Below are 13,489 nucleotides of genomic sequence, written 5' to 3'. Positions count from 1 at the left end.
CGACCTCGTCGCCGCGCTGCGAGCCGCGGTGGCGGCGCGGCTGCCGCCGACGCTGCGCGGCGCGCGCACGAGCCCCGGTGCCCGAGGCTGGCGTGCGCTGCTCGTGGTGGCGCTCGTCGCCGCGGCGGTGAGCGGGCTGCTCTGGTTCAGGTCCAGGGCGGTGCCCGAGGCCGTGCCGCCGGTGACGAGCTCGGCGGCGCCGGTCACCCCCGGCGCGGCGACGGGGACCGGTGGGCAGACGCCGGCCGGCGAGATCGTGGTCGACGTCGCCGGCAAGGTCAGGCGTCCCGGCATCGTCACGCTGCCCGCCGGATCGCGGGTGCACGAGGCGATCCGCGCCGCGGGCGGCCTGCGTCCCGGCGCGACGACCGCCGGACTCAACCTCGCCCGCAGGCTCGTCGACGGCGAGCAGGTCGTCGTCGGGCGACCGCCGGCGCCGACCGGCCAGGCGCCGTCCGGCGGTGCGACAGGCGGTCAGGACGCCATGGTCGACCTCAACACCGCCACCCTCGAACAGCTCGACGGGCTGCCGGGCGTCGGTCCCGTGCTCGCGCAGCGCATCCTCGACTACCGCACCGAGCACGGTGGCTTTCGCAACGTCGCGCAGCTCAAGAACGTGTCGGGGATCGGACCGAGCCGGTTCGCGGACCTCGAGCCGAAGGTCCGCGTGTGACGGCGACGGGCGGCGCGGACCTGCTCCCCGCCCAGCCGCCCGACCTGCGGCTGGGCGCTCCCGCGCTGGCCTGCTGGGTGACCGCGCTCGCCATTCTCGGTGCGGGAGTGCGTATCGCGCTCGTGGTCGCCGCGGTGGGCCTGTTGCTCGCGGTGGCGTCCCGGCTCGCCGGTCGCCGGCTGCCACGGCGGTCGCGCTGGATCCTGCCGGCGACCCTGGTGTCCGGCGCGGCCGCTGCACTCGCGTGCGCCGCCCACCTCGCCACGCTCGGCTCCGGCCCACTGCCGCGACTCGCCGCCGCGGAGGCGGACGTGCGGGTCGAGCTGGTCGTGTCGGCCGATCCCGTCGTGGGGACGGAGTCGGGCCCGGTCTGGGATCGCGGCCGCACCGTCACCGTGCGCGCGAGCCTGCGCCGGCTGGCGTCCGAGGGCACCGCACACACCGGGCGCCAGCCGGTGCTCGTCATCACCCGGCACGCCGGCTGGCGCGCGGTGACGCCGGGCCAGCGGGTCGCAGTGAGCGGGTCCTTGGCGACGCCCGACGACCCCGGCGTCCTGGCCGCGGTGCTCTACGCGCAGAGCGCGCCGCGCGAGGTCGGCCGCCCGCCGGCGCATCAACGGGTCGCCGCCTCCCTCCGCGCCGGGCTGCGCGACTCCGTCGCCGGGCTGCCGCCCGAGGAGCGCGGTCTCGTCCCCGGCCTCGTCGTCGGCGACACCTCGCGGCTGTCCGAACGCGTCGAGGCGGAGTTCAAGCGTGCCGGCCTCACCCACCTGCTCGCCGTGTCCGGCGCCAACCTCGCCGTCGTGACGGGTGTGGTCCTCGCGCTCGGTCGGCGCGCGGTCATGCCACCGCGCGTCCTCGCGGTGGTCGCCGCGCTCGGCATCGTCGGCTTCGTCGTCCTCGCCCGGCCGGAGCCCAGCGTGCTCCGCGCGGCGGTGATGGGCGGCATCGCGCTGCTCGCGCTCGCCACCGGCAGGCCGCGGCGCTGCCTCCCCGCCCTGTTCGCCGCGGTGATCGTCCTCGTCTACGCCGACCCCACGCTCGCCCGGTCGTACGGGTTCGCGCTGTCGGTGCTCGCGACCTTCGGCCTGCTGGTCCTCGCCCCGCCGTGGCGCGACCGTCTCGTCGCCCGCGGCACCCCGCGGTGGCTGGCGGAGTCGCTGGCCGTGCCCGCGGCGGCGCAGGTGATGTGCGGGCCGGTCATCGTGCTACTCGCGTCGCAGGTCAACCTCGTCGGCGTCCTGGCCAACCTCGCCGCCGCCCCCGCGGTCGCGCCGGTCACGGTCATCGGCGTCGTCGCCACCGTGGTCCATCCCGTCCTGCCCGAGGTCGCGGGGTTGATCGGCTGGTGTGCGTGGCCGCCTACCTGGTGGCTCGTTCACGTCGGCCGGGTGGCGGCAGCCGTGCCAGGTGCGGCGATCGGATGGCCGGGCGGCGTCGGCGGCGCGGTCGCACTCGCGCTCGTCACGGTCGGCGGGCTGCTGCTGGTGCCGTTCCGCCGGGCCAGGAGGGCGGGCGCCGCGGTCGTCGCCGGGGTGCTCGTCGCGGGCGCTGTCCTGCACGTCACCGCACCGAAGTGGCCGCCGGACGGCTGGCGGCTCGTCGCGTGCGACGTCGGCCAGGGTGACGCGCTCGTCCTCGACGCGGGCGACGGCGCGGCGGTGGTCGTCGACACGGGACAGGAGCCCGCGCCGGTCCGCGACTGCCTCGACCGGCTGCGCATCACCCGGGTGCCGCTGCTGCTCGTCACCCACCTGCACGCCGACCACGCGGGCGGCCTCGCGGGTGTCCTCCGTGGCCGCAGGGTCGGGGCGATCGTGACCGGTCCCTTGGAGAGTCCGCCCGAGCAGTGGCGTGCCGTGCGGTCCGACGCGGCCGCGGCGGGCGTACCCGTCTCGCACGCGGTGACCGGCACCCGGTGGCGCGTCGGCCCGCTCACCCTGCGGGTCCTGTGGCCGCCGGCGGGAAGCGTCGCGCCCGGTGTCGAGGCCGAGGAGTCCGACGAGGAGAGCTCGGCGGAGAACGACGCCAGCCTCGTCGTCCGCGCGGAGTGGCAGGGATTGTCCGTGCTGCTGACCGGCGACGTCGAGCCACCCGGCCAGGAGGAGCTCCTGGCCGCGGGCGCCGACCTCCGTGCCGATGTGCTGAAGGTCCCGCACCACGGTTCGTCGAGGCAGGACCACGACTTCTTCGCCGCGACCGGGGCGCGCGCGGCGGTGATCTCCGCCGGCGTCGACAACGACTACGGCCACCCGGCGGACCGTACCCTCGACGCGCTCACCGCCCGGCGGATGCGGATCTACCGCACCGACCGCAACGGCGACATCGCGTTCGTCCGGCCGGCCCGCGGCACCCTGGCCGTCGCCGTCCGCGGCCGCGACGACATGTAGCCCCTGTGGTCCCCGTTGATCACGTCAACGTGATCACCATGGACTTCACCTCGTGCCGGGACGAGGTGAAGTCCATGGTGGTGAGGTGAAGCACCGGCGGCACCGCCGCTGACCAGTGAGCGACGGCGCCGTCGGGAGCGCGTGGCATGCTGTCCACGTGCCCGCCACCACACAGTCCGACGTGCTCGTCCCCGTCACGCTGGTGACCGGCGGCGAGGAGCTGCTGGTCGACCGCGCCGTCTCCGGCGTCCTCTCCGCCGCGCGCGCCGCCGACCCCGGCACCGAGGTGCACGAGCTCACCGGTGGCGAGCTCGAGGCCGGCCGGCTGAGCGAGCTGACGAGCCCGTCGCTGTTCGGCGAGCCGCGGGTCGTCGTCGTCCGGTCCGCCGAGTCGCTCGGCAAGGACGTCGTGGCCGAGCTCACCGGCCTGGTCGGTGAGGCGGCCGACGACGTGCGGATCGTGCTCGTCCACGCGGGCGGCAACAGGGGCAAGGGCGTCCTCGACCTCGCGGCCCAGGCCAAGGCGCGCAAGGTCGACTGCCCGCCGGTGAAGCGGCACGGGGAGCGGCTCGACTTCCTCGTCGCCGAGACCCGCCGGCTGGGCGGCACGCTCGCCGACGGCGGCGCGCGGGCGCTCCTCGACGCGGTGGGCAACGACCTGCGCGAGCTCGCGATGGCCTGCGCCCAGCTCGTCGCCGACGCGGGTGGGCCGGACGCGGCGCCGCGGATCGACGCCGACACGGTGGCGCGCTACTACACGGGCAGGGCCGAGGCGACGAGCTTCACGGTCGCCGACCGGGCGGTCGAGGGGCGCGCGGCCGACGCGCTCGAGCAGCTCAGGTGGGCGCTCGCGGTCGGGGTGGCGCCGGTGCTCGTCACGAGCGCGCTCGCGCAGGGTGTCAGGTCGCTCGCCCTGGTCCGGGCGGCCGAGGGGAAGCGGTCGGCCGACCTCGTCAAGGACCTCGGCATGCCGCCGTGGAAGATCGACCGCGCCCGCAAGCAGGCGCGGGGGTGGACCGACGAGGCGATCACCCAGGCCGTCCAGGCCGTGGCAGAGGCCGATGCCCGGGTCAAGGGGGAGGCAGCCGACCCCGCGTACGCGCTGGAGCGTGCCGTCGTCACCATCGCCCGCTGCGCCAGGGGGCGATGACCGGAGGCGGGGTCGTACGGGAAGGCGTCAGCCGAGCTGGGCGGCGCGCCTGGCCAGTGCGGACTTGCGGTTGGCGGCGCCGTTCTTGTGGATGACGCCCTTGCTGGCGGCCTTGTCGAGCTCACGGGTCGCGGCCACCAGCAGGGTGCGCGCCTGCTCGGTGTCGCCGGTGTCGGCCGCCTCGCGGAACTTGCGCACCGAGGTCTTCAGCGACGAGCGCACGGTCTTGTTGCGCTGCCGGGCGGCCTCGTTCTGCCGGTTCCGCTTGATCTGGGACTTGATATTCGCCACGCGCGAGCCTCGAAGTGTTCGACGGAGTTGGGACGGGCGCGGCGAGCGCCACGCGACTGCCCAGGCTACCAGCGCCGCCGCCCACCCCCCAAACCGAGCCCGCCCACACCTGGGGTCCCCGGTCGTGGTCCTGGCCCCTACCGGGGTCCCCAGCGGGGGCCAGAACCCCTGCCGGGGACCCCAGGTGGACGTGGGATCCGTTGCGACCGCGTGGCCACCGGGAGCGCGGGCGGACCCGGCCGTGGGACGATGGAGCCGACCAGGTCATCGCCCACCGAAGGATCGTCGACACCACCGTGCCGCACCGCACTGATCCCGCGCGCATCCGCAACTTCTGCATCATCGCGCACATCGACCACGGCAAGTCCACACTCGCCGACCGGATGCTCCAGCTGACCGGTGTCGTCGACGAGCGCAGCATGCGCGCGCAGTACCTCGACCGCATGGACATCGAGCGCGAGCGCGGCATCACCATCAAGTCGCAGGCCGTCCGGCTGCCGTGGACCGTCGACGGTGAGGAGTACGTGCTCAACCTCATCGACACCCCCGGCCACGTCGACTTCAGCTACGAGGTCTCCCGGTCGCTCGCGGCCTGCGAGGGTGCGGTGCTGCTCGTCGACGCTGCGCAGGGCATCGAAGCGCAGACGCTCGCGAACCTCTACATGGCGGTCGAGGGCGACCTGCACGTCATCCCGGTCCTCAACAAGATCGACCTGCCCGCGGCCGAGCCGCAGAAGTACGCCGAGGAGATCGCGCACGTGCTCGGCGGCGACCCCGGCGACGTCCTGCAGGTGTCGGCCAAGACCGGCAGCGGCGTGCGCGAGCTGCTCGACGCCGTCGTCGCCGAGGTGCCTGCGCCGAAGGGCGACGCCGACGCGCCCGCCCGCGCGATGATCTTCGACTCGGTGTACGACACCTACCGCGGCGTCGTCACGTACGTCCGCATGGTCGACGGCTACATCTGCACCCGCGAGCGGGTGCAGATGATGGCCACCCGTGCCACCCACGACATGCTCGAGGTCGGGGTGATCTCGCCCGAGCCGAAGGCGACCAGGGGCCTCGGTGTCGGCGAGGTCGGCTACCTCATCACCGGCGTCAAGGACGTCCGTCAGTCGAAGGTCGGCGACACGGTGACGGCCGCGAAGTTGCCCGCCACCCAGTCACTCCCCGGGTACCGGGAACCCAAGCCGATGGTCTTCGCCGGGCTCTATCCCGTCGAGGGCGACGAGTACTCCACCATGCGCGAGGAGCTCGACAAGCTCCGCCTCAACGACGCGTCGCTCGTCTACGAGCCGGAGACCTCCGCCGCGCTCGGGTTCGGGTTCCGGTGCGGCTTCCTCGGCCTGCTGCACATGGAGATCGTGCGGGAGCGGCTCGAGCGCGAGGCCGACCTGACCCTGATCTCCACTGCCCCGAACGTCGTCAACCGGGTCGTGCTCGACGACGGCAGCAGCCACGAGGTGACGAACCCGAGCGACTTCCCCGAGGGCAAGGTCGCCGAGATCTACGAGCCGGTCGTGCGGGCGACGGTGCTGCTGCCCACCGACTACGTCGGCGCGGTGATGGAGATCTGCCAGGCGCGCAGGGGAACGCTGCTCGGCATGGAGTACCTCTCGCCGGAACGCGTCGAGATCCGCTACACCCTCCCGCTCGCCGAGATCATCTTCGACTTCTATGACCAGCTGAAGTCACGCACCCGCGGCTACGCGTCACTCGACTACGAGCCGGCCGGCGAGCAGGCGGCCGAGCTCGTCCGCGTCGACATCCTGCTGCACGGCCAGCAGGTCGACGCGTTCAGCGCCATCGTGCACACCGACAAGGCGTACTCCTACGGCGTGGAGATGACCAAACGGCTGCGGGGCCTCATCCCGCGCCAGCAGTTCGAGGTGCCCATCCAGGCGAGCATCGGCTCCCGGGTGATCGCCCGCGAGAACGTCCGCGCGCTGCGCAAGGACGTCCTCTCCAAGTGCTACGGCGGCGACATCACCCGCAAGCGCAAGCTGCTGGAGAAGCAGCGCGAGGGCAAGCGCCGGATGAAGATGGTCGGCAACGTCGAGATCCCTCAGGAGGCGTTCATCGCCGCCCTGTCGAACGACGACGACGACAAGAAGAAGTAGCCGCATCTGTCAGTGGCAGGCGTCGCCACGGCGACGCCTGCCACTGACGAGTCGTCCGGTCAGCTGCCGACGCGGCCGCCGTCGTTGCGCCAGACGTTCACGACCGCGGGGCGGGCGTACGAGCCGTCGGGCCAGGTGCTGGCCGGCTCCTCGAACGACGCATCGTCGACCTCGCCCGGATGCTGGACGGCGACGAACACCGTGCGAGCGTCGTCGGCGATCCACGGTCCGCAGGTCTCCGCGCCCACCGGCACGGTGAGGAACTGCTTGACGTGCCCGCGCTCCTCGCCCTTCAGCGGCACCGCGAACAGCCCGTCGTTGGCCTCCAGCGCGTTGCCGTCGGTGGAGATCCACAGGTTGCCCGCCGGGTCGAACGCGACGTTGTCCGGGCAGGAGATCGGCGAGACCTTCGTCTTGTCGTAGCCCGCGAAGTACGTGGACTCGTCGGCCGGGTCGCCGCAGACGATCGGCAGCGACCAGGTGAACCTCGTCGCCGCCGCGTCGTTGCCCTGCTCGGTGAGCTCGAGGATCTGGCCGTGCTTGTTCTCGTTGCGCGGAGCGACCTCGGTCGCCCCCTCCTTCTTACCCGGCATGCCGCGGTCGGTGTTGTTGGTGAGCGCGGCATAGACCTTGCCGGTCCTCAGGTTGGGCTCGACGTCCTCGGGACGGTCCATCTTCGTCGCGCCGACCTTGTCGCCCGCGAACCTGGTGTGCACGAGCACCTCGTCGACGGTCATGCCGGGCACGAGTGACCGGTCGCCCTTCACCAGCGGGATCCACTCGCCCTTGCCGTCGAACGCGCCGTCGGACGGCAGCTTCCCCGAGCCGTCGATCTCGTCCGCCGAGGTGAACGAGAGCTTCGCGGCGTAGAGGGTGCCGTCCTCGAGCAGGCCGAGGTTGTGCCTGCGGACGGCCGCGCCGCTGCCGGCACGCATCCGCCTGCTCGACACGAACTTGTACAGGTAGTCGAACCGCTCGTCGTCGCCCATGTACGCGACCGCGCGGCCGTCGTCGCTGAGCCTGACGTTGGCGCCCTCGTGCTTGAACCGGCCGAGCGCGGTGTGCTTGCGCGGTGTGGAGTCCGGGTCGAACGGGTCGACCTCGACGATCCAGCCGAACCTGTTGGCCTCGTGGGGCTCCGCGGTGAGGTCGAAGCGCTCGTCGACGGTCTCCCACCGGCGGCTGGCGTCGGGGTAGCGGGTGTCGGTCGGGATGCCGTAGCGCAGTAGCGCTGCCTTGTCCGCCTCGGGTGCGCCGTCGCCGCCGACGAAGTACTGGTTGAAGTTCTCCTCGCCGGACAGCATCGTGCCCCACGGGGTGATGCCGCCGGCGCAGTTGTTGAACGTGCCCTGGGCCTTCTTGCCGGTGCGGTCAGCGGACGTCCTGAGCAGCTTCGAGCCGGCCGCGGCACCGGTGAACGCGAACGTCGTGCGGCCGTGGATGCGCCGGTTGTACTTCCGCGCCTTCGCCGGCGGCACGACCTTCCAGCGACCCGTCCTGCCCGCCCGTTCGATCATCACGACGGAGATCCCGTGCGCGAGGATCGCGATCTGCTTCTGCTTGTCGGTGGCGGCCTCGTGACCCTTCCACCCGGGGAACATCAGCTCCTCGTTGGTGTACTCGTGGTTGACCACGAGCAGCGCCCGGTCGTCGCGCTCGAGGGGGAGCACGCCGACGAAGTCGTTGTTGTAGCCGAACTGCATGGCCTGCGCCGCCGGCGCCTGCCGGTGCGGGTCGAACGCGGGCGCGCCGGGGAGGATCGGCTGGCCCCACCTGATGAGCACGTCGTGGTCGTAGCCGTTCGGCACGACGATGGAGTCGAGGGTATTCGGCGGGACGGGAGCGAACCCGAGGCTCGAGCCCTTCGCCACCTCGGTCGCCGCCGTGCCGGACTTCTCGGCGGCAGCGGCAGGCAGCGTGAGGCCGGCGCTGAGCCCGGCCGCAACGGTCCCTGCCACGCCGATGCGCAGCACCCCGCGCCGCGACAGCCGGTCCGCGACCGCCTCGGTCACCATGTCGGCGAAGTACTCGTTGTCCGACCGGTTCGGCACGGGGTGGAAGCAGGCGTCGCCGCACCTGTACCGGCACGTCATCGAACTGCGTCCGCCGTGCGCCCTAGGGGCGTCGAGGATGGGGAGAAGGCGTTTGCTACGGGCATCGGTCACCGCGGGGCTCCTCAGGTCTCGTGACCAATATGAGAGGGTTCTCATGGTCGAACGTCGCGAAGCGTAAGCAGCGGGGGTGAGCGGTCAGCGGCCCGCAGGTGAACGACTGGCAAAGCGGACTCTCCGCCACCTGCGCCGACGCAATGCGACCATGGAGGCATGCCAGGCTCCCTGCCCGACGGCGAGCCGGTGCCGTCCGACGGCTCGCTTCCCGCGTCGGCGTACGACGGCCTCGGCACCCGACCGTTCGGCGTCTACGTGCACGTCCCGTTCTGCGCGCGTCGCTGTGGGTACTGCGACTTCAACACCTACACGGCGCAGGAGCTGGGCGAGGGTGCGTCCCAGCAGGAGTACGCCGGTGTCGCGATCAGCGAGGTCCGGCTGGCGCGGGAGGTGCTCGGCGCCCGCGTCGAGCTGCCGGCCGCCACGGTGTTCTTCGGCGGCGGCACGCCGACGCTGCTGCCCGCGGACGACCTGGCGCGGCTGCTCGACGCCGTGCGCACGGAGTTCGGCATGGCCGCGGGCGCCGAGGTGACCACCGAGGCCAACCCGGACTCGGTCGACGAGGCGTCGCTCGCGCGGCTCGTGGAGGCCGGCTTCACCAGGATCTCCTTCGGCATGCAGTCGGCCGCCCCGCGCGTGCTCAGGACGCTCGACCGCACGCACGACCCCGAACGCGTGCCGGCGGCCGTCGCCTGGGCGCGGGCCGCCGGGTTCCGCGGCGTCAGCGTCGACCTCATCTACGGCGCCCCCGGCGAGACGACCGCCGACTGGCAGCGCAGCCTCGACACGGCGGTGGCCATGCGTCCCGACCACGTCTCCGCGTACTCGCTCATCGTCGAGCAGGGCACGAAGCTCGCGAGCCAGGTGCGCCGCGGCGTGCTCGAGGCGCCGGACGACGACGTGCTCGCCGACCGCTACCTCCAGGCGGACGAGACGCTCGCCTCCGCCGGCCTCGACTGGTACGAGGTGTCGAACTGGGCGGCGTCGCCCGAGCAGCGCAGCAGGCACAACCTGCTCTACTGGACCGGCGGCGACTGGTGGGGGTTCGGCCCGGGCGCGCACAGCCACGTCGGCGGCACCCGCTGGTGGAACGTGCGCCATCCGCGGGCGTACACCTCACGCCTGCGGGCCGGCACGACGCCCGCGCAGGCGCGCGAGGTGCTCGAGACAGGAGAACGCCGGATGGAGCGGATCATGCTCGCGGTGCGCCTCGCCGACGGCCTGCCGGTGGCCGAGCTGACGTCCGCAGGACGCGACCGCGTGGCGAGGGCCGTCGGTGAGGGGCTCGCGGACGCGCGGGCGTACACGGCCGGTCGGCTCGCGCTCACCACCCGCGGCCGCCTGCTCGCCGACGCGCTCGTGCGTGACCTGGTGGAGCCGGAGCTACCGGTCGCCTGACGCCCGCGTCAGCTGACGAACTGGATGGTCATCGGGTACTTGTAGTCCTCGCCGCGGTTCGCGGCCATAGCGGCCACGATGCTGAACACGATGATGACCACCGCCACGGCGACGAGGACGAGGATGCCGATGATGACGACGGTCAGCACGGCACCCACGATCGTGCCGATGAGCATGGTGAGCTGGAAGTTGAGCGCCTGGGAGCCGTGCCGGCGCAGGAACGCGGAACGGTCCTTGTAGACGAGGTAAACGATGAGCGGAGCGATGAACCCGAGCAGGATGCCGCCGAGGTGGCCGAGCATCGCCCAGGTGCGCTCGTCGCTCGGGTTGACCGGAGCCGGCGGCTGCCAGCCGCCAGGTCCCGGTGGCCGCTGACCGTACGGGCCCGGCGGTCCCTGCTGCGGTGGCGGCTGCGCCTGCTGTCCGTCGCTGTCGGTCATGGTCGGTTCTCCCCGCTGTGCTCGTCCGAGCGTAGCCGCTACCCGCCGGTGACGAAGTCGATCAGCTCCTCGACGCGTCCCAGCAAGGCGGGCTCGAGGTCGGCGTAGCCGCGGACGCGCCCGAGGATGCGTTTCCAGGCATGGCCGAGGTCGGCGGCGTCATGCGCCGGCCAGCCGAAGGCGGCGCACACGCCCTCCTTCCACGAGACCCCGCGGGGGATCTCGGGCCAGCGGTCGATGCCGAGCACGGACGGCCGCACGGCCTGCCAGATGTCGACGTACGGGTGCCCGACGACGAGGACGTGGGGCGACCGGACCGACGCCGCGATCCTGCTCTCCTTCGACCCCTCGACGAGGTGGTCGACGAGGACACCGAGCCGGCGTCCGGGCGCCGGCCCGAACGCGTGGACGACGGCCGGCAGGTCGTCGACCCCGTGCAGCGGCTCGACGACGACGCCCTCGACGCGCAGGTCGTGACCCCAGACCCGCTCGACGAGCTCGGCGTCGTGGACGCCCTCGACGTAGATGCGGCTCGCCAGCGCGGTGCGGGCGCGGTGGTCGGTGACGGCGATCGACCCCGACGCCGTGCGCGCCGGGCCGGTGGCCGCGGGCGAGGGTGTCGGGCGGACGAGCGCGACCGGATCGCCGTCGAGGAGGTAGCCGTGACCCCACGGGAAGTGCCGGCGGCGTCCGTGCCGGTCCTCGAGCACCACGGTGTCCTTGGCCCAGTCGACGACGGCGCCGCAGAAGCCGCCATCGGTCTCCTCCACGACGAGCCCGCGCTCGGCCGGCACCTCGGGGACGGTGCGACGGTGCGCCGCCCGCCAGTCACCCGCGAGCACGTCGGATCCGTAGTCCCTGCTGCGTCCCACGGACCGAAGGTAACCGGACCCGCGGACGCCGCCACCGAGGCGCGCCCACGTTGCACCTGCCCGGTGGAGTGGGTGGGGTCACGCCGCGCTGACGGTCAGCGCACGAAGTGCAGGGTGACCGGGTAGTGGTACTCGTGGCCGCCGTTCGCGGCGAGCGACGCCTGGATGCCGAGCACCAGGCTGAGCAGCCAGGTCGCGACGAGGACGTACACACCGACGACGGTGAGCAGCAGCAGCGCGCCGGCCGCGTAGAGGACGGCGAGGACGAGCTGGAAGTTCAGCGCCTCGACGGAGTGGACGCGCAGGAACGACGACCGGTGGCGGTACCGCAGGAAGACGACGAGCGGAGCGAGGAAGCCGACCACGAGGCCGCCGAGATGGCAGACGAGTGCGACCGTGCGCACGTCGGCCAGGTCGCCGAGCGGTGACGGCTGTGCGCGGTTCCGGCGGGTGCCTGGCGACCGTACCGGCGTCGACACCTCGCGCCGGCGTCGTGCGGTGCCCGGTCGTGGCGCCTCCGCCAGCGCCCGTTCTGGCGGCTCGTCGTACGGCTCGGCCAGCGGCATCCAGTCGGGGGGCGGCTCGGCCACCGGTGCCAGCGGCGCCTGCTGTGGGGGCTCCGCCCACGGCGGCTGCGGCTGCCGGGGCTGCGCCCACGGCGGCTGGGGCTCGGGCTCGTCCCACGGGGTCGGTGACTCCGGCCCTGCCGGGGGAGCCTGCTGCCTGGCCTCGACCCACGGTGCCGGCTGAGGGGGTTCCGCCCACGGTGCCTGCTGTGGGGGCTCGGCCCACGGTGCAGGCTGCGGAGGCGGGGGCTCCGTCCACGGTGCAGGCTGCGGAGGCGGGGGCTCCGTCCACGGTGCCTGCTGTGGGGGCTCGGCCCACGGTGCCTGCTGTGGGGGTTCCGCCCGGCCGTACGGCTGCGACGGGTCTGCCCAGCTCGGCTGGACCGACACCGGCGGCGCGTACCTCGGCGGCGGCTCAGCCCACGGGATCGGTTCGGCCGGTGCGGGCGGCTCGACCCGGGACGCGGGAGGGGACCGAGGCGGGTCGGGTGGCACCTCGGCCGGTTCGAACGACCGGCGCCTGGGCCGCTCCGGCCGCTCGAACGGTGGCGGGCCCGTGTCGGCGCGGCCACCCGGCTCCATCTGCACGCCGAGCGCATCGAACCGGAAGACCGGCTCGTCGGCCTCCGGCGCGGTCGGCTCGTCGGCCTCCCGCGGTGGCTGGCTCTCGGTCATGGCGCGAATTCGTCTCCCGATCTCCTCCCTCGAAGACTAGTGCCGCCTCGTCCGGCCTGCCCGTCCCGGTTGTCCCGAGCGGCGGCCCTCAGGCCACGACCTGCCCGTCGGTCCAGGGCCGGTCGTCGACCTCGGGACGCGCGCGCTGGTAGTCGCTCGCGAGCAGCGGGGACGAGATCATCAGGTCGGCGCTCGCGAGGTTGCACGCGACGCCGATGTTCCACACGTTCGCGAGCCGCAGCAGGGCCTTGACGTCCGGGTCGTGCGGTTGCGGCTCCAGCGGATCCCAGAAGAACACCAGCAGGTCGATCACGTTCTCCGCGATCTTGGCCCCGATCTGCTGGTCACCGCCGACGGGGCCGCTGAGAAAGCGCGTGACGGGCAGGCCGAGCTCGTACTGGAGCATGGTGCCGGTCGTCCCGGTCGCGTACAGGGCGTGCTGCGCCAGCGTGAGGCGGTTGAACTCCGCCCAGCCGAGCAGTTCGACCTTCTTGTTGTCGTGCGCGACCATCGCGATGTGCCGCCTGGTGGGTGGTGCGGTCTGCTTCTCGATGAGTTCCACCCTGTCCAGTGTCCCGCTCCGCGTGCTTCGGTGGTGTAAACACCGTGCTAGGGATGCGCTGATCAATGAGCCATTCCCGGGATGACCCGGCCTTCGGACGCTCGCGGTGGTTCCCGAACGGCTGCCGGGTTCTCTGCCGAGCCCCCTTGACCCCGGCTCGGGGGTCTGCGGGGCGGTTTCGGGCAGG

11 protein-coding genes are annotated in these 13,489 nt (G+C 73.0%); 5 read left to right on the top strand and 6 right to left on the bottom strand.

Going from position 1 to position 13,489, the window contains the following annotated elements; genetic code table 11:
• Positions 1-172 precede the first annotated feature (172 nt).
• The 3 genes from GEV10_29195 to holA all read left to right on the top strand — a co-directional run bounded on the left by GEV10_29195 (position 173) and on the right by holA (position 4,213).
• Positions 173-673 (top strand): ComEA family DNA-binding protein, encoded by a 501-nt coding sequence (locus GEV10_29195; GenBank protein ID MQA82492.1) that lies wholly within the window; start codon positions 173-175, stop codon positions 671-673.
• Between the two features lie 20 nt (positions 674-693).
• Complete coding sequence (locus GEV10_29190; protein ID MQA82491.1) at positions 694-3,063, top strand: DUF4131 domain-containing protein; 2,370 nt, start codon at positions 694-696, stop codon at positions 3,061-3,063.
• Positions 3,064-3,220: 157 nt separating this feature from the next.
• Positions 3,221-4,213: a DNA polymerase III subunit delta gene (gene holA / locus GEV10_29185; protein ID MQA82490.1), complete on the top strand. Its 993-nt coding sequence runs from the start codon at positions 3,221-3,223 to the stop codon at positions 4,211-4,213.
• Positions 4,214-4,240: 27 nt separating this feature from the next.
• Here holA and rpsT read toward each other — a convergent pair whose 3' ends face one another.
• Positions 4,241-4,504 carry a 30S ribosomal protein S20 gene (rpsT, locus tag GEV10_29180; GenBank protein ID MQA82489.1) on the bottom strand — a complete coding sequence of 88 codons (264 nt, stop codon included), beginning with the start codon at positions 4,502-4,504 and terminating at the stop codon, positions 4,241-4,243.
• A gap of 296 nt (positions 4,505-4,800) precedes the next feature.
• On the opposite strand from rpsT, the gene lepA reads away from it, so the two are divergent.
• Positions 4,801-6,621, top strand: a complete 1,821-nt coding sequence (gene lepA, locus GEV10_29175) for an elongation factor 4 (GenBank protein ID MQA82488.1) — start codon at positions 4,801-4,803, stop codon at positions 6,619-6,621.
• A 59-nt stretch (positions 6,622-6,680) separates the two neighbouring features.
• Here the strand turns inward: lepA and GEV10_29170 are convergent, their stop codons facing one another.
• Positions 6,681-8,831, bottom strand: a complete 2,151-nt coding sequence (locus tag GEV10_29170) for a DUF839 domain-containing protein (GenBank protein MQA82487.1) — start codon at positions 8,829-8,831, stop codon at positions 6,681-6,683.
• Between the two features lie 114 nt (positions 8,832-8,945).
• Here GEV10_29170 and GEV10_29165 point away from each other — a divergent pair, with 114 nt between their 5' ends.
• Positions 8,946-10,187, top strand: coding sequence for a coproporphyrinogen III oxidase (locus GEV10_29165; protein MQA82486.1), 1,242 nt, complete (start codon positions 8,946-8,948; stop codon positions 10,185-10,187).
• An 8-nt stretch (positions 10,188-10,195) separates the two neighbouring features.
• Here GEV10_29165 and GEV10_29160 read toward each other — a convergent pair whose 3' ends face one another.
• The 4 genes from GEV10_29160 to GEV10_29145 form a co-directional block, all read right to left on the bottom strand.
• Positions 10,196-10,627, bottom strand: coding sequence for a DUF4870 domain-containing protein (locus tag GEV10_29160; GenBank protein MQA82485.1), 432 nt, complete (start codon positions 10,625-10,627; stop codon positions 10,196-10,198).
• A gap of 38 nt (positions 10,628-10,665) precedes the next feature.
• On the bottom strand, positions 10,666-11,469 hold the full coding sequence (locus tag GEV10_29155; protein MQA82484.1) for a DUF3097 family protein: 804 nt from the start codon (positions 11,467-11,469) through the stop codon (positions 10,666-10,668).
• 125 nt (positions 11,470-11,594) lie between these two features.
• Positions 11,595-12,740 carry a DUF4870 domain-containing protein gene (locus tag GEV10_29150; GenBank protein MQA82483.1) on the bottom strand — a complete coding sequence of 382 codons (1,146 nt, stop codon included), beginning with the start codon at positions 12,738-12,740 and terminating at the stop codon, positions 11,595-11,597.
• An 88-nt stretch (positions 12,741-12,828) separates the two neighbouring features.
• The gene (locus GEV10_29145; GenBank protein ID MQA82482.1) at positions 12,829-13,251 is read right to left on the bottom strand and encodes a methylglyoxal synthase; all 423 of its coding nucleotides are present in this window, start codon (positions 13,249-13,251) and stop codon (positions 12,829-12,831) included.
• Positions 13,252-13,489: the final 238 nt, after the last annotated feature.

The sequence above is a fragment of the Streptosporangiales bacterium genome (assembly GCA_009379955.1).
In the GTDB taxonomy this organism is placed as follows: domain Bacteria; phylum Actinomycetota; class Actinomycetes; order Streptosporangiales; family WHST01; genus WHST01.
This window is presented reverse-complemented; position numbering and strand designations above follow the sequence as displayed.

What these genes read in the sequence shown, in the direction of transcription:
- GEV10_29145 (MQA82482.1), bottom strand. Translation starts at nt 13,251, where the DNA reads ATGGTCGCGCACGACAACAAGAAGGTCGAACTGCTCGGCTGGGCGGAG.
- GEV10_29150 (MQA82483.1), bottom strand. Translation starts at nt 12,740, where the DNA reads ATGACCGAGAGCCAGCCACCGCGGGAGGCCGACGAGCCGACCGCGCCG.
- GEV10_29165 (MQA82486.1), top strand. Translation starts at nt 8,946, where the DNA reads ATGCCAGGCTCCCTGCCCGACGGCGAGCCGGTGCCGTCCGACGGCTCG.
- GEV10_29170 (MQA82487.1), bottom strand. Translation starts at nt 8,831, where the DNA reads ATGAGAACCCTCTCATATTGGTCACGAGACCTGAGGAGCCCCGCGGTG.
- GEV10_29160 (MQA82485.1), bottom strand. Translation starts at nt 10,627, where the DNA reads ATGACCGACAGCGACGGACAGCAGGCGCAGCCGCCACCGCAGCAGGGA.